Genomic DNA, 14903 nt, shown 5'->3' on the forward strand with positions numbered 1-14903 from the left:
ATGACCAAGCTGAAACTCGGCCCGATCGCCGACGACAAACCCGTCAGGATCACGGTGGAGCTGCCGGCGGCGCTCCATCGTGACCTCACCGAATACGGCCGCCTCCTCGCCGAAGGCGCAAGCCCGGTAGAGCCCGCGAAACTCATCGCGCCGATGCTGGAGCGTTTCATCGCCACGGATCGCGGATTTGCCAAGGCGCGGCGCACCCTCCCCAACGCGCCGTCGGCGTAGTCAGAATCAACGAGATCAGATGATGAGCCATTCGCCAGCCGCACTCAGCAAACGCACCATTCGCAGGCACCAGCTTCGGGAAATCGTCCCCCTTGCCGACACCACGATCTACGACATGGAGCAACGCGGCGAATTTCCACAGCGGTTCTATCTGACGGCCCGATGCGTGGTCTGGGACCTCGGCGAAGTGGAGGCTTGGCTTGCGCAACGTCGCCAAGCCTCCAGAGAGAAAGCAGTAAGACGAGCGCCATCTCCCGACGTGAACCTGAGGAAGTTCCGGCCCGTCAAAGGCTAGGCTCCGGAACCAGAAGGTCCATGGACGCTGGATACAGCGTCGGCACGTATTTCTGCCCCGCGACCCAGGCGTCGATAAGATTGGCCCATTCCTGGATCATATGACGGCGCTGGTGCTCATATTCCGCCTTGTTGCAGATGCCGCGCGACGAGCGCCCATCCTCATGCGCCAAGCATTTCTCGATCCAGTCGCTATTGAAGCCCAACTCGTTGAGCAGCGTCGAACCCGTGCGGCGTAGGTCATGGACAGTAAACGGCTCTAGCGGCAGTCCCTCCTTTTTGGCCTGCTCGACGACCGCATAGGTTACGCGATTGAACGTTGCGCGCGACATCGGCGCGTCCGCATCGTAGCGCGACGGCAGCAGATATCTGGAATTGCCGGCACAGGTCTTAAGCGCGACGAGGATGTCGATCGCCTGCTGCGCCAGATAGACGTTGTGCGCTTTGGATCGTTTCATCCGCTCCTTCGGAATCGACCAAACTGCATTCTCGAAATCGACTTCATCCCAAGTCGCATCCTGCAACTCGCTCTTTCGGACCATCGTGATCAGGAATAGCTTCATTCCGAGCCGGATGGTCGGCAACGTGGCCACATGCTCAAGCTGGCCCAGCATGACCCGGATTTCAGCGGGCGATAGCGAGCGGTCCTTGGGAACGAAGGTTGCGATCGAGGCAGGCCCGACCTCATCGGCCGGGTTCGACACCTTTTCCCCGTGCAGGATCGCAAATGCGTAAACCAGCTTCACGATATCGCGGACGTGGACCGCCGTGGCCGGGGCACCCCGTCCCTTCACCTTCGCGCACATCGCCCTCAGATCCTCGGGGCTGATTTCAGTCAGCAACCGATTCCGAAATGTCGGAAGAATGTCCCGCTCATAGATCGTGCGGCGCATTGCACGGGTGCTTTCCGCCATCCGGTGCTCTTGCAACCAGCGCTCGCCAAACTCGCCGAAGCTCTTTGCTTCCTTAATGCGGCGCTTTTCGCGCTGCTTCTCCTGGGCGGGCGACCGCCCTTCCTGAATGGCGCGCTGCGCGTCGATCAACTGCTCCCGCGCACGCGCCAAAGACAGGTGGGCAGCCCCATATCGGCCGAGGGTCAAGGTCTCACGCCGCCCATTCATGCGGTAGTCGTAACGGAACACGATCGCTCCCGATGGCTGCACTACGACGTACATACCGTCACGGTCAGCGACCTTTTACAATTTATCTTTTGGTTTCAGGGCCTTGATACCCGCGTCAGTCAGCATTGAACCCTCCGAAATCGTTCAAAAAACGCGAGAGAGCCATCAAATATACCGTCAGCCCAAATCGGGCCTATCTGAACGGGAAATTTCCTTTTATTCCCAATGGAATAAGGTCAAAAAAAATACCGTCACAAGCTCTCTAGCCGTGACGGTATATTCGTTTTGCCGATGCGACAAGAGTCGCCATACCGTCAGCTATACCGTCAATCCCGAGGCTTGCCCCGCGATAGACGGCGATAGACGGCGGAAGATTTATTGTGTTATTTCAGTTAGTTGTGGAGGGTTCTGGCGTGTTATCGGCGGCGTTCGGATAGGCCAAAATCATTCCCACTCAATCGTGCCGGGCGGCTTCGACGTCACGTCGTAGACGACGCGGTTGATGCCGCGGACTTCGTTGATGATGCGGGTGGCGGCGCGGCCGAGGAAGTCCATGTCGTAGTGGTAGAAATCGGCGGTCATGCCATCCACCGAAGTGACGGCGCGCAGGGCGCAGACGAATTCGTAGGTGCGGCCATCGCCCATGACGCCGACGGTCTGGACCGGCAGCAGCACGGCAAACGCCTGCCAGATGGCGTCGTAAAGGCCGGCCTTGCGGATTTCGTCGAGATAGACGGCATCGGCTTCGCGCAGGATTTCGAGCTTTTCGCGGGTGATGCCGCCCGGGCAGCGGATGGCGAGACCTGGCCCCGGGAACGGGTGACGGCCGATGAACGAGTCAGGCAGGCCGAGCTCCTTGCCGAGGACGCGGACTTCATCCTTGAACAGTTCGCGCAACGGCTCGACCAGCTGCATGTTCATGCGATCAGGCAGGCCGCCGACATTATGGTGCGACTTGATGGTGACCGATGGGCCGCCGGTGAAGGAAACGCTTTCGATGACATCCGGATAGAGCGTGCCCTGGGCGAGGAAATCGGCGCCGCCGAGCTTCTTGGCTTCCGCTTCGAACACGTCGATAAACAGCCGGCCGATGGTCTTGCGCTTGGTCTCCGGATCGCTCTCGCCTTCGAGCGCATTGATGAACATGTCCGACGCATCGACATGGACCAGATGCAGATTGTAGTGCTCCTTGAACATGGCAACGACATCGGCCGCCTCGTTCTTGCGCATCAGGCCGTGGTCGACGAGGATGCAGGTCAGCTGGTCGCCGACCGCCTCATGGATCAGAAGAGCCGCAACGGAGGAATCGACGCCACCCGACAGGCCGCAGATGACGCGCTTGTCGCCGACCTGGGCACGGATATTGGCAACGGCCTTGTCGCGATAGGCGGCCATCGACCAGTCACCCTTGAGGCCGGCGATCTTGTGGACGAAATTGGCCAAGAGCTTGGCGCCATCCGGCGTGTGCACGACCTCCGGGTGGAACTGCACGGCATAGAATTTCTTCGCCTCGTTGGCGATGAAGGCAAACGGCGCGTTCGGCGAGGTGGCAACGACTTCGAAACCATCCGGGATCGCGGTGACGCGGTCGCCATGGCTCATCCAGACCTGATGACGGGAACCGACAGTCCAGATGCCGTCGAAAAGCGTGCATTCCTTGTCGATCTCGATGAAGGCGCGGCCGAATTCGCGGTGATGACCGGCCTCCACCTTGCCGCCGAGCTGTTCGCACATGGTCTGCTGACCGTAGCAGATGCCGAGCACCGGCAGGCCGCTGTCGAACACCACTTGCGGTGCACGCGGCGAGCCGATGTCGAGCGTCGAAGCCGGGCTGCCGGACAGGATGATGGCCTTCGGGTTGAGGCGCTTGAAGCCTTCATCGGCCGACTGGAAGGGTACGATCTCGCAATAGACGCCGGTCTCGCGCACACGTCGCGCGATCAGCTGGGTGACCTGGCTGCCGAAATCGACGATGAGAACGGTATCGGGATGGACTGTCGCTGTCATGACGCGCTTCCGTTGGCTTGGCTTATTTGATGGGGAACTGTGGGCAGCCTTTAATTAAAGGCAGCCCCAAGCGCAACGATTACATTGCACCCGGACAATTTTGCGGCTTCAGACGGCGATTTCGCCGGTTTTGACGGCCTTTTCGAGTGCATCGATCGCCCTTGCCAGCTTCTCGTCGATCACGTGCAGATATTCCGTCCAGTCGCCGATATGCTTGAGTTCCGCCTTGCCGTCGGAAATGCCACGCAGGCCGATCAGCGGAATACCGAAGGACTGGCACGCGCGAAGGACCGCGAAGGTTTCCATTTCCACCATGTCGGCGGCAATTGCCTGATACGCAGCACCGGAAACGATGTTGGCGCCGGTCGAAAGGCTGGCTGTCTCGACGCCGGGTACGCGCAACGGCAGATCGACCGTGACAGGCAGATCGAGAAACGGCGTCGCGCCCTTTACAAAGCCGAGCGGTGAAGCGTCCATATCGCGATAGGCAACCGAGGTGGCCTGATAGACTTCGGCCTGTTCCAGCCGGGCAGAACCGGCCGAGCCGAGCGAAATGACGAGGTCGGGCAGGCTGTTGCGGTGCGCCAGTTCCGCGAGCGCGCGCGTCAGCGTTACCGCCGCTTCGACCGGACCGACACCGGTCATCAAGGGCGAGATGCGCTCGCGCAGGTGCACGCCGTATTCGGCATCGACGGCCATCACGTAGAGCAGGCTCTTATCCGCTACATGCTTCAGTTCGAATGTCATCCTTCGATCCCCTCGCGCCCACGGATCACCATCATCGTGCCGGTCATCGAGGCGATCAGCTTGGCCGGGCCATCCTGCGAAATCGCATAACCACGGCCGTCGGAGACGATGATCGTCGTGCCGGGTTTCGTCACTTCGCCGCGAAACAGGAAGCGTTCGCCCCGGCCGGGCGACATCAGATTGACCTTGAACTCAATGGTCAGGATCGAGGCATCCGGATCGATCACCGAATAGGCGGCATAGGTGCCGGCGGCATCGAGCGCTGCTGAAATGATCCCCGCATGTAGAAAACCATGCTGCTGGGTCAGTTTCTCATCGAACGGCAGCTCGATCTCGACCGAGCCCTGCTCCACCCGTGTCAGTTCCGCCCCGATGGTGGCCATGGCGGGCTGGCGGCCGAAGCTATTGCGGATGCGCTCGCGAAATTCCACCTTGTGCTCTCTATGTCTCAGTTTCTGGTCGCCGTTGCGCAGACAGTCGCATGGCGGAAAAACAAGGACAAGCCTCAATTCATGAGGAAAATCGATGCGTTGAGCAATGTCGCGAATGCGACCCAGGCAAGATAGGGCGTAAACAGCAGCGCCGAGACAGCATCCTGCTTCCGGCTGACGACGATGAAGCCGACGATCGAGACCAGGAGCGCGGCGATGACGATCAACGCCATCGCAATTTCCTGAAATCCGAAGAACAGCGGCGACCAGGCGAAATTGAAGACCATCTGCGCCACCCAGAACCGCATCGCCGCCGTGGCGCGATGGTTGAGGAAGGTGCGGGCGCCGACAAAGCCGATGATGACGTAAAGCGCTGACCAGACCGGCGCGAAAATCCAGTTGGGTGGATTGAAGGAGGGCTTTGCCAGCGACTGGTACCATTCGCCAGGAATGTTGTTGATGCCGATCAACAGGCCGCAGCCGAGAACGATAACGATGAAGAGGATATGGATCAGGATACGGTTCATGCAGCCGACATAGGGCGAGCATGAACCGAACGCCAGATGGACCGGGCTTTTAATTTGCCACCGGCAATCCCAATATCATCGTCATGAGCGACCAAAAATCTTTCGAGATCAGGACGGGCACGGGCGATGATCTGTTCATGATCGCCGGAGTGCTGGTCGATACATGGCGATCGACCTTTCGCGGCTTGCTGGCAGACGATTTTCTCGATGGCATGTCACGCGAGGAACAGGCCATCCGCCACGCCCGGCGCATGGGCGCTCCGGGCGTCTGTTATCTGGTCGCGGTCGAGCCTTCGGCCAATGAAATCATCGGCTTTGCCAATTTCGGGCCAGGTCGCGGCAAAGTGCCCGGCGATATCCACGAGATTTATGCGCTGTATGTCCGGGCCGGCTATCAGGGATTTGGGATCGGCACGGCGCTTGTCTGCTCGGCGGCGAGGCTCTGCGCGGAGCAAGGGGCGAAATCGCTGTTTGCATGGGTCTTGTCCGGCAACCCCAACCGGCCATTCTACGAGCGGCTGGGCGCAAAAGCGGTAGAGACGAGCAGCATCGGGCTGGGCGATCGGAGTTACGAACAGGTTGCCTATCTTTGGGAGGATATTGCTCCTCTCTTAACGCGCTGACCGGTTTGCGATCAGAGCTTGCCGACTCTGACGATATGCTGATCCCAGACGACCCGGCTTTTGGTTTCGCCGAACGCGCCCGAATAGGACGATGCGACGAAGCCATGTGCCGATGGCGCTATCCCGGCCGCATCGGCAAGGCTTTGCTGCCGCACGACCCGGCCGGTCCTTGCATCGACCGTCACCTCAGCGCCGCCTTTGGGCGATGTCAGGCCGACCAATCCGTCGCGCCGGTTGACCGCAATGGCACCGACATAGTTGGCGAGCGCCAGTGTCGTCTCCTCCGGCAAATCCAAGAACCGGATGTCCTCGCCGCGCGAAAAAGAACCGGCAAGCGGCGGCAGATCGTTGCGGGCACCCTCGTACTGGCAGGCAAACCAGATCCTTCCATCCGCGCCGATATCGACATGGCGGGTGGAGAGCTGGCGCAGGTTATCCGGCATCGCGTGACGTTCGATCATTGCGCCGGTGGCCGTGTCGATCAGCGCCAGCGACGGCTCCATATGGTCGAGATTGAGCTTGGTACGGCCGAAATCCGGATGGGTCTCGATGCCGCCATTGGCAACCACGAGCATCCGCCCATCCGCCGACAGGGTCATGTCGTGCGGCCCGATACCATAGGACGGAAACTCGCCAATGCGGGCAAAGCGGTTGGTGCCGTCATAGACGCCGATCATGCCGCGATTGCCGGCAAAATCATTCTCCGTTGCATAGAGCAAGCGGCCATCCGCCGAGAAGCAGCCGTGGCCGTAAAAATGCCGGCCTTCGACCGAGGTGATGACGATCGGATTCACACTGTCATCCGGCGCGAAGATCATCGCATAGGTGCCGGGACGGCGGGCAAAGGCGACGGCGCGGTTGCTGACCGGCGACCAGGTCATGCCATGGGCACGGGCCGGCAGCGGCACCCGCTCGATAATCTCTCCCTCCTCCGTCAGCGTCGCCACGCCATAGGAGCCATCAGGCGCCATGAATGCGGAGGCATAGATGGCGTCAGTGCGTGACAGGGCGAAGACTGCTTGCGGGGCAAGGGTCGCGGCCCAGGCGGCACCGGCCATCGTCAGGAAGGTACGGCGGCCGGTGAGGATTTGGCCGGTGGAGATGGTTTGGTATGCCATGAGATTTCCGTGGAGCATAAACTGGTCGTTAACCGGCTTGGCCCCTCCCCTTCCGTCATTCCTGTGCTTGTCACAGGAATCCAGCCACGCGACGTCCGTCGCGTGAAAGAGTCCTTCGCTCACGGACGTGAGCGCACTGGATCCCCGCCACAAGGGCGAGGATGACGGAGAATCTGGAGAATCGCCAGAGAAAACAACAAAAACTAAAGCCAGCCCCGCCGCTTGAAATAGAGGAACGGCAGGAAGGCCGACAGCACCATGAAGAACAGGGCCAACGGATAGCCAAACTGGAACTTCAGCTCCGGCATCGCATCGAAGTTCATGCCGTAGATCGAGGCGACCAGGGTCGGCGGCAGGAAGACGACGGATGCCACCGAGAAGATCTTGATGATTTGGTTCTGCTCGAGATTGATCAGGCCCAACGTCGCGTCGAGCAGGAAATTGATCTTGTTCGACAGGAACAGGGCGTGGTCGCCGAGCGAAGCGGCGTCGCGCTGGATCAGCTTGATCCGCTGGCGGCTTTCCTTGATCGCCTTGCGCGTGCCGATCCCGTCCAGCGCCGTATGATAGGCGACGAGACGTCCGACACTGACGAGGCTTTCGCGGATGACGCTCAGAAAATCACCCTTCTGGCCGATCTGCTCGATCAGCGACTGCAGATCGCGGGTCTTTTTGGTGACGCTCGAATGGTTCTTGCGGAACACTTCCCGTGAAATGGCATCGATCTCGTTGCCGATCCGCTCCAAAGCATCGGCCGTACGATCGATCATCGCTTCCAGCAGGCCGAGCATGACCAGTTCGCCGCTTTCGCAGGAAATGCCATTCAGGCGCTGCGTGCGGGCGGCATAGAGATGGAACGGTTTGGGATCGGCATGACGGACGGTGACCAATGTCGCGCCCTTCAGGATGAAGGTCACCGGCACCTTGATCGGGTTGTCGCCATCGAGTTCGGTTGCCGCCGTCATCGTCATGAACTCGGCGCCGTCCTCCTGATACAGGCGGTCGGAGAGTTCGATCTCCTGCATTTCATCGCGCGTCGGAATTTCGATGCCGAGCTGCTGTTCGACGATCCGGGTTTCATCCTGGGCGGGATTGAACAGGTCGAACCATACGACCGGCGTGATGTCACTCAGTTCCGGGATGGCGTCGATAACGGCAAGGTGATTGTTCTGGCAGGAATAGATGCGCAGCATGTCGGGTTCCAATCTGGCAAGTCGTCGACCGCCAGCGGACACCCTTCGATCAGGGCCTGACGGTCGAAAAAATCGAAGCTCTACTTCGACTGTCGGGGTTCATGATCCGTTGATCCTTGTTTGGCCGTGCTCACAGGTGAACACGGCCGATCCCTTGCGCCAATGTGTGTTTGTTGTCAACCGCTTGCTAGCGGCCGGAATGCAGTCTTTTTTGCTCAATCGCCATCGGCAAAAGAGAAGCCTGAGCTCAGCCCGATCGCGGCACCGAAATCCAGGTTTAGCCGCTGCAGGACATCGTTGGTATTCTGCAGGATGCGGTTCAGCCTGCCGCGCTGTTCGTCGTTCGCAATCGCCTCTTCGACCGGCAAATCGATCTCATCGAGATCATCGACGATCGCCTGCAGCAGATAGTTGACGGCGCTGACCACATCGGCGTTGCCATCCGGCAAAAGCGCCTTCATGTCCGCGGTGTTGAATAGGGTCTGCAGCGCCGTAAAGTTCGCGGAGAGCGCCGGCATCGTATTGCCGGAGCGCCAGTAGATCGCCATTTTCGGGTGGCCCTTGTCGGGTTCACCCTTGATGATCCCGGCATAGAACGGCCGCAGACGCTGGTCCCGGATGGCTTCGACACCATGGACGAGGATGCCGAGCAGCTCTGTCGCTGCCTCCTTGCCGTCGCGGTAGATCGGATTGTTCGGGCCGGGGTTCTTCCAGGCGGCCTGGATACCATCCGGCTTTTCCCATTCGGCATGCAGCTCGCCCGCTACCGCTTTCAGATTGTCGGCAATGGCGGCACCATAGCGGCAGCGAAAGCCGTTCTTCTCGGTCGGCAGGATTTCGGCTCCGGTACCGTACAGCACATATTCGAGCGCGCCGAGTCCCTGCGCCGCAACGCTCTTGCCTTTGAGAGTTTCCGCCGAGGTCGCGGTTTCGTCATTCGTTGCCAGAATGCGCTGGACCTGTTTCAGGCCGGTGCTCTTGCGATCCGGGAAAAACAGGAAGCGCTCGAAACGGTTGCCTTCGATCACCGGCCCGACACGGACGATCTCGATCGTCGACCATTGCTGCACGACTTCGTCAAAGCTCATCTGCACATCGCCGAGTGTCTCGTCCGATGGCTTTTCGCACAGCATATGCGCAGCCTCTGCCAGGGTCTCGGTGCCCTCCAGCAGATCGCGGTGACCGGGGCGGATGAAATCGTCGACGGCCTTCTGCATGACACCAGCCACCGCCTCCTGTTTCAGCCCGGCGCGTGGCGCCACCGCCTCTTCATCGTCCGCCATGACAGAAAGCGGCATGAAGGCAAGGCTCAAACCGAGAAACAGGATATGCCGGTGGCGCATCAGAGAGACTCCAGAAATGTGATCAGGGCTTGTCTATCGGCTTTTTCCAGCGCGGCAAACCGGTCGCGGGCTTTTGCCGCCTCGCCGCCGTGCCAGAGGACGGCTTCCGTCAGGTTGCGGGCGCGCCCGTCATGCAGGAAGAACGTGTGGCCGCTCACCGTCTTGGTCAAGCCGATACCCCAGAGCGGCGGCGTGCGCCATTCGCTGCCGGATGCGGCACCCACCGGCTGCCCGTCGGCAAGGCCTTCGCCCATGTCATGCAGCAGGAAATCGGAATAGGGCCAGACCAGCTGGAACGCGTGCGCCGTGTTGGCGGCATCGCGGCGGGTAACGAATTTCGGCACATGGCAGGACACGCAGCCGGTGTCGTAAAACACCTTCTTGCCCGCAAGCGTTTCGGCAAAGCTTGCCTTGCGCCGCGCCGGAACGGCGAGGTTCTCGGAATAGAACGTGATGAGGCCAAGGACAGGATCCGGCGCTTCCGTATCGCCCAGGCGCGGCTGCACGCCGTCTGCCATCGACAGACAGGCCGTCTGGGCGGGCGTGCAATCGCCGTGGCTGCGCCGGGCATCGGGCGACGAGATGCCGATATCATTGGCCAGCGCATCGGCTGCCTGCTGCCGCACCGTGGCGCTCTGCGCCTTCCAGCCGAAACGCCCGAGCGCCAGTTTTCCGGATTGCGGATCGCGGACCACCGGCAGCTTGCCGCTGATGCCATCGCCATCCGCATCGGCCGGATCGGCATTCGCGACGATATCGGCGGGGTGAATTGCCTCGATAAGACTGAGCCCGGACATCACCTGCGTCACCCTTGGCGACAGGGTGGTCGCCGGGTCGAGCGGGCCGTAACCGGGCTTATCGACCGAATAGCTTGGCTTGCGCAGGGAAACGCTTTCCCCGCCCGCCAGCGCCACCGGAGTTTCGGTGTAGCGAATCCGCATATGGCCTTCGGCAGCAAGACCGGGGACGGCGCTATCCTGCAGCTGCTGGCCGTAGACCGGATCAGGAAAATTCAGCACGTCATGCGCCGCGATCGCCGCGCGCTCGGCATCGTTTTTCGGCGCACGGGCAAGGCGCAAGAACATCGACGTGGCATCATTGGACCCCTCCGGCGGATGGCCCCGGCCGTCCTTCAGATGACAGGTCTGACAGGCGCGGGCGTTGTAGAGCGGTCCCAGACCATCCGAAGCCTGCGTAGAGGACGGCGATGACACCCAGAGCTTGCGAAACAGCGCATTGCCGAGCTTGAAGCTCTCTTCCTCGGCAAAGCCGATATTGGCGGAAAATTGCGAGAGACTATCCTGGTTGACGGATGCGATCGACGTGCCCGCTCCGCCGGACATGGCTTCGAACTTTTCAGCCTTGGAAAAATCAGTGGCGGGGCGCGTGAGAGTCTCGACGCGAGCTCGATCAGCCTCAGTCAGATCATCACGGGTGGAGGAAAGCGGGAGCTGTTCCGCAAGACTTTCTGTCTTGGCAGGCCGCATACCCCCCTCTGCCACATCGATCTCGCTCACCCGCTCGAATTTTCCAGTTTTTGACAGCAAGGGCTCTGAAAGATGGTTTTGCTCTGAGCCGATCTCCCCCCTTGAGGGGGAGATGTCACGCAGTGACAGAGGGGGGTATGCCGCACCCGCAAAAATATTGCCGTCAAGAACGGAAAAGCCGCCCGCCGCTGTCAGAAACAGAACGGCAGACGGCAAGATCAGGCGTCGGACAAGCCAAGTACGCATTCAGAAAAAACCGGGCCGCTCGCGGCAAGCGGCGGCCCGCCTTTGCTTTCTCATTGGAAGACAGCGTTAGGATTATCCAGGCTGTCTGAACCTTCAAGCTCGATCGTACCAAGTTCCAGCGACGCAATGACGCGCTCCACCGTCTTTGCCTGCGCAACGAGGCCATCAATGGCGGCCTGCACGACGGCATTGCCCTCGGTATTGCCCTCGCCGATCATCTGGTCGTATTTTTCCACGGTCTCGCCGCGCTTGGCCATGGCCTGCATCGCGGTGATCGTGGTCGCCAGCTTTTCCTTCATTTCCTTGTCGAGCGCCGGATCCTTGGCGGCAACGAGTTCGGACAGCGACGGGCCGGTCACCTTGGTACCATCGACCTTGGTATAGTCGCCGGTATAGGCCGACTGAATGCCGATCGCGTCATGCAGATGCGAGTTGTAGGTGTTGTCGGAGAAGCAGTCGTGTTCTTCTTCCGGATCGTGCAACAGCAGGCCGAGCTTCATACGCTCGCCAGCCAGTTCGCCGTAGGACAGCGAGCCCATGCCGGTCAGGATGGCGCCGAGGCCAGCCTTGGGGTCGGCTTCGACATTCTTGGTGGCAGCGCCGTCCGGCGTCCAGTTGGCAACCATGTCCTTCAGATCGGACACCAGCAGGTCGCTGGCAGCCTTCAGATAGGCAGCGCGGCGGTCGCAATTGCCGTTGGTGCAGGCCTTGGCATCATAATCGGTGTAGGGCCGGTTGCCGGCGCCCGGGCCGGTTCCGTTCAGATCCTGGCCCCAGAGCAGGAATTCGATGGCGTGGTAGCCGGTGGCGACGTTCGCCTCGATGCCGCCTGCCTCCTGCAGGGTGCCGGCGAGGAATTCCGGCGTGATATTGGTCGCGTCGACATCCTTGCCGTCGATCTTGATCGACTTGTTGGCAATAACGTTGGCGGTGAACAGCGCGTTCTCGTCGCTTTCCGCGCCATAGCTCGGGTCGACATAATCGATCAGGCCTTCGTCCAGCGGCCAGGCGTTGACCTTGCCTTCCCACTCATCGACGATCGGGTTGCCGAAACGGTAGACCTCGGTTTCCTGATAGGGGTTGCGGGCGGCGAGCCAGGCTTCGCGGGCGGCCTTCAGCGTCGCTTCGCTGGGGGTGGCGATCAGCGCGTCAACGGCCTTGTCGAGCGCCTCTGCAGTCGAAAGAGCATCCGAAAATTTTGCATGCGCCACATCGGCATAGTGCTTGACGACTGCGGCGGCATCAGTGGCAGCCTGCGCCGGCTGCAGCGCAAGCATCGAGGTAGCGGTGGCAAGCGCCAGCGCAGCGCCGCGAAGGAATGATTTGGTCATGGCCTCTCCTGGTATTTTCCCGGAAAAATCCGGCGTTCCCGCCGCCCGGTCCGGTCGCGCAAGCCGCGCGGCCCGAGATTAGGGCGTCGCTGTTCAGCCCGGTTTTCATGAACCAAAAGCAAACTGGTGTCAAAGTGTATAGTTTAGAATGTTTTCAATGTGGGGTGCCGCAGAAAGGCCCGCCGCATCTGTAGCGACGAGCCTATCGAGAACCTCGATCAGGGCTCAGTTCTTGCGGCCCATCACACAGAAGAAGAAGCCATCGGTATCGGTCGATGCTGGGGTCAGTGTCACGGTCTTCATGTCCGCAGACCACGGCTGCCTCTTGTCGGTGCCGTAGAGATCGGCCCAGGCGTCGGCTGCCGACAGGATTTCAAACTCGGGATTGTCCTCACAGAACGCATAGACCTGCGCCTCGTTTTCCTCCGGCAGTACCGAACAGGTAACGTAGATCAGATGACCGCCGGGACGCACGAAGGAGGCGGCACCGCCAAGCGCTTCCTGCTGCTGGCCCAGCCGCTCTTCAAGGTTCTTCTGCGTCAGCCGCCACTTGGTATCCGGACGGCGGCGCCAGGTGCCGGTGCCGGTGCACGGCGCATCGACGAGAACGCGATCGAACTTGCCGGTAAACGGCATCAGGCCGTCCAGCCGGTCATGGACCTGCACGTTGCGGGTGCCGGCGCGCTTCAGACGCTCGATGATCGGGGCCAGACGCTTGCGGTCGGTGTCGTAGGCGTGGATCTGGCCCTTGTTGTTCATGGCGGCTGCCATGGCCAAGGTCTTGCCGCCACCGCCGGCGCAATAGTCGAGGATCTGGTCGTTTTCCTTCGGCATGACGAGATCGGCGACGATCTGCGACCCCTCGTCCTGAACCTCGAACCAGCCCTTTTCGAAGGAGATTTCGGCGGTGACGTTGGGAAGGCGCGATGCACCCTCGCCCGCCTTGACGCGGATGCCGTTGCGGGCGATCGCCGTCGGCTCGACCGCGCTGCGATCCAGTGCCTTCAAAACCTTGTCGCGCGTCGATTTCAGCGTGTTGACCCGTAGGTCGAGCGCCGGACGGCCAGCCAAAGCCTGGGCTTCTTCAAGCCAGTCTTCGTCAAAATTTTCTTCAAACGACGGCTGAACCCATGCCGGGATATCGCCCTGCACATGCAGCGGCGCATCTTCGAGCTTGCGGCTGGCAAACGCGGCGGTCATTTCGGCGGTCAGCGGCTCAGGCGCAAACTTGTCGCCATCCAGTTCAGCGGCCAGCTGTTCGGGCGAAACGCCCCACTGGCGAAACATGACGGCATGGCCGAGCGCCGTGGCGCTGTCGCTATCCATCAGATAGGCATGCGAGAGTTTCATGCGCAGCGCGTCATAGACGATATTGCCGATCGCGGCACGATCGCCGGACCCGGCGAAGCGGTGCGCCAGCCCCCAATCTTTGAGGGCGTCGGCAACGGGACGCTTGCGCGTTTCGATATCGGCAAGAACCTCAATGGCTCCGGCGAGCCTGCCACCCAGTCGCATCTTTTAAACTCCATTTTCCGCCGTGGTAGCGGTGATGGCCGTCAAGAGCAAGCCGGGAGGTGCTGGCGTATGACGAATGCTGACCAGATGGGAGGCTGTGGTTTATGTCGGAAGGCAGCGCCTTTCCGTTCGAACCGTATCAAATGCATCCGGAACAATTCCCGGGCGGACGTGTTTGTTGTCAGCTGACGACGCGGTAACAGATGCTGGCAGTACCCGAGCTGACCATGCCGATATGGGATGCGGCGGCCTTGGAAAGATCGAGGACACGGCCGCGAATAAACGGGCCACGATCGTTGATGCGAACAACGACGGTCTTGCCGTTGCGCTTGTTTGTAACGGCGACCTTGGTGCCGAATTTGAGATTGCGATGAGCAGCAGTGAGAAAGCTGGCGTTCATGCGTTCGCCGGAGGCGGTGCGCGATGAGAGCGCATACCAGGAGGCACCGCCGCAATTACCGGCCCGGGCCTTTGACTGACCAGATGCAGCCTGGCTCGGTGTCACCGCTGTAAAAGTTGCCCCCAAGGCAAAAACCGCTGCTAGAGCAACAGACGTTATTTTCATCTTGATCAAACAGATGACCCCTACGCTGGAAAATTAGTTAAGTCTTAAGAATGAAGGCTTGTGTTTTCAGCGGGAAAAATGGCGAAAACGTGCTTCAACCTTTAACGTTGCGTTAGGAACTTTT

14 protein-coding genes and 1 pseudogene are annotated in these 14903 nt (G+C 60.6%); 3 read left to right on the top strand and 12 right to left on the bottom strand.

The genetic code is table 11. The annotated features are described in order from the left end of the window. Both ACP7BS_RS23575 and ACP7BS_RS23580 read left to right on the top strand, forming a co-directional pair. Positions 1-231: a DUF2274 domain-containing protein gene (locus ACP7BS_RS23575; RefSeq protein WP_426240035.1), complete on the top strand. Its 231-nt coding sequence runs from the start codon at positions 1-3 to the stop codon at positions 229-231. 22 nt (positions 232-253) lie between these two features. Next, on the top strand, positions 254-526 hold the full coding sequence (locus ACP7BS_RS23580; protein WP_426240073.1) for a helix-turn-helix transcriptional regulator: 273 nt from the start codon (positions 254-256) through the stop codon (positions 524-526). Here the strand turns inward: ACP7BS_RS23580 and ACP7BS_RS23585 are convergent. The 5 genes and pseudogenes from ACP7BS_RS23585 to ACP7BS_RS23605 all read right to left on the bottom strand — a co-directional run bounded on the left by ACP7BS_RS23585 (position 516) and on the right by ACP7BS_RS23605 (position 5358). Continuing rightward, positions 516-1772: pseudogene (locus ACP7BS_RS23585) on the bottom strand (tyrosine-type recombinase/integrase). The gene ACP7BS_RS23580 and the pseudogene ACP7BS_RS23585 sit on opposite strands and share 11 nt — an antisense overlap. A 318-nt stretch (positions 1773-2090) precedes the next feature. Continuing rightward, positions 2091-3653, bottom strand: a complete 1563-nt coding sequence (gene guaA, locus ACP7BS_RS23590; protein ID WP_426240036.1) for a glutamine-hydrolyzing GMP synthase — start codon at positions 3651-3653, stop codon at positions 2091-2093. A gap of 108 nt (positions 3654-3761) precedes the next feature. After that, on the bottom strand, positions 3762-4400 hold the full coding sequence (locus ACP7BS_RS23595) for a 5'-methylthioadenosine/S-adenosylhomocysteine nucleosidase (RefSeq protein ID WP_426240037.1): 639 nt from the start codon (positions 4398-4400) through the stop codon (positions 3762-3764). Beyond that, positions 4397-4783, bottom strand: a complete 387-nt coding sequence (locus ACP7BS_RS23600; RefSeq protein ID WP_234937238.1) for a PaaI family thioesterase — start codon at positions 4781-4783, stop codon at positions 4397-4399. The genes ACP7BS_RS23595 and ACP7BS_RS23600 overlap by 4 nt, the downstream gene beginning before the upstream one ends. 122 nt (positions 4784-4905) lie before the next feature. Continuing rightward, on the bottom strand, positions 4906-5358 hold the full coding sequence (locus ACP7BS_RS23605) for a TspO/MBR family protein (protein WP_426240038.1): 453 nt from the start codon (positions 5356-5358) through the stop codon (positions 4906-4908). An 83-nt stretch (positions 5359-5441) separates the two neighbouring features. Here ACP7BS_RS23605 and ACP7BS_RS23610 point away from each other — a divergent pair, with 83 nt between their 5' ends. Further along, the gene (locus ACP7BS_RS23610) at positions 5442-5981 is read left to right on the top strand and encodes a GNAT family N-acetyltransferase (RefSeq protein ID WP_426231108.1); all 540 of its coding nucleotides are present in this window, start codon (positions 5442-5444) and stop codon (positions 5979-5981) included. 11 nt (positions 5982-5992) lie between these two features. On the opposite strand, the gene ACP7BS_RS23615 is transcribed toward ACP7BS_RS23610, so the two are convergent. The 7 genes from ACP7BS_RS23615 to ACP7BS_RS23645 form a co-directional block, all read right to left on the bottom strand. Continuing rightward, positions 5993-7099 carry a DUF1513 domain-containing protein gene (locus ACP7BS_RS23615; protein WP_426240039.1) on the bottom strand — a complete coding sequence of 369 codons (1107 nt, stop codon included), beginning with the start codon at positions 7097-7099 and terminating at the stop codon, positions 5993-5995. Between the two features lie 203 nt (positions 7100-7302). Beyond that, complete coding sequence (locus tag ACP7BS_RS23620; RefSeq protein ID WP_426231106.1) at positions 7303-8292, bottom strand: magnesium transporter CorA family protein; 990 nt, start codon at positions 8290-8292, stop codon at positions 7303-7305. 215 nt (positions 8293-8507) lie between these two features. Next, positions 8508-9635 (bottom strand): imelysin family protein, encoded by a 1128-nt coding sequence (locus ACP7BS_RS23625; protein WP_426240040.1) that lies wholly within the window; start codon positions 9633-9635, stop codon positions 8508-8510. Continuing rightward, positions 9635-11122, bottom strand: a complete 1488-nt coding sequence (locus tag ACP7BS_RS23630; RefSeq protein WP_426240074.1) for a di-heme oxidoredictase family protein — start codon at positions 11120-11122, stop codon at positions 9635-9637. The genes ACP7BS_RS23625 and ACP7BS_RS23630 overlap by 1 nt, the downstream gene beginning before the upstream one ends. 296 nt (positions 11123-11418) lie before the next feature. Beyond that, positions 11419-12699: an imelysin family protein gene (locus ACP7BS_RS23635; RefSeq protein ID WP_426240041.1), complete on the bottom strand. Its 1281-nt coding sequence runs from the start codon at positions 12697-12699 to the stop codon at positions 11419-11421. 225 nt (positions 12700-12924) lie between these two features. Beyond that, a complete protein-coding gene (locus ACP7BS_RS23640; RefSeq protein WP_426240042.1) occupies positions 12925-14214 on the bottom strand; it encodes an RsmB/NOP family class I SAM-dependent RNA methyltransferase in 1290 nt (429 codons plus the stop codon). A gap of 181 nt (positions 14215-14395) precedes the next feature. Next, complete coding sequence (locus ACP7BS_RS23645; RefSeq protein WP_426231102.1) at positions 14396-14788, bottom strand: septal ring lytic transglycosylase RlpA family protein; 393 nt, start codon at positions 14786-14788, stop codon at positions 14396-14398. Between the last annotated feature and the right edge of the window lie 115 nt (positions 14789-14903).

This window comes from Pararhizobium sp. DWP1-1-3, assembly GCF_049896125.1.
In the GTDB taxonomy this organism is placed as follows: Bacteria; Pseudomonadota; Alphaproteobacteria; order Rhizobiales; family Rhizobiaceae; genus Pararhizobium.

Excerpts from the sequence above, each read along its gene's own strand:
- ACP7BS_RS23575 (WP_426240035.1), top strand. The coding sequence starts at position 1 with ATGACCAAGCTGAAACTCGGCCCGATCGCCGACGACAAACCCGTCAGG.
- ACP7BS_RS23580 (WP_426240073.1), top strand. The coding sequence starts at position 254 with ATGAGCCATTCGCCAGCCGCACTCAGCAAACGCACCATTCGCAGGCAC.
- guaA (WP_426240036.1), bottom strand. The coding sequence starts at position 3,653 with ATGACAGCGACAGTCCATCCCGATACCGTTCTCATCGTCGATTTCGGC.
- ACP7BS_RS23595 (WP_426240037.1), bottom strand. The coding sequence starts at position 4,400 with ATGACATTCGAACTGAAGCATGTAGCGGATAAGAGCCTGCTCTACGTG.
- ACP7BS_RS23600 (WP_234937238.1), bottom strand. The coding sequence starts at position 4,783 with ATGGCCACCATCGGGGCGGAACTGACACGGGTGGAGCAGGGCTCGGTC.
- ACP7BS_RS23605 (WP_426240038.1), bottom strand. The coding sequence starts at position 5,358 with ATGAACCGTATCCTGATCCATATCCTCTTCATCGTTATCGTTCTCGGC.
- ACP7BS_RS23610 (WP_426231108.1), top strand. The coding sequence starts at position 5,442 with ATGAGCGACCAAAAATCTTTCGAGATCAGGACGGGCACGGGCGATGAT.
- ACP7BS_RS23615 (WP_426240039.1), bottom strand. The coding sequence starts at position 7,099 with ATGGCATACCAAACCATCTCCACCGGCCAAATCCTCACCGGCCGCCGT.
- ACP7BS_RS23620 (WP_426231106.1), bottom strand. The coding sequence starts at position 8,292 with ATGCTGCGCATCTATTCCTGCCAGAACAATCACCTTGCCGTTATCGAC.
- ACP7BS_RS23625 (WP_426240040.1), bottom strand. The coding sequence starts at position 9,635 with ATGCGCCACCGGCATATCCTGTTTCTCGGTTTGAGCCTTGCCTTCATG.
- ACP7BS_RS23630 (WP_426240074.1), bottom strand. The coding sequence starts at position 11,122 with ATGCGGCCTGCCAAGACAGAAAGTCTTGCGGAACAGCTCCCGCTTTCC.
- ACP7BS_RS23635 (WP_426240041.1), bottom strand. The coding sequence starts at position 12,699 with ATGACCAAATCATTCCTTCGCGGCGCTGCGCTGGCGCTTGCCACCGCT.
- ACP7BS_RS23640 (WP_426240042.1), bottom strand. The coding sequence starts at position 14,214 with ATGCGACTGGGTGGCAGGCTCGCCGGAGCCATTGAGGTTCTTGCCGAT.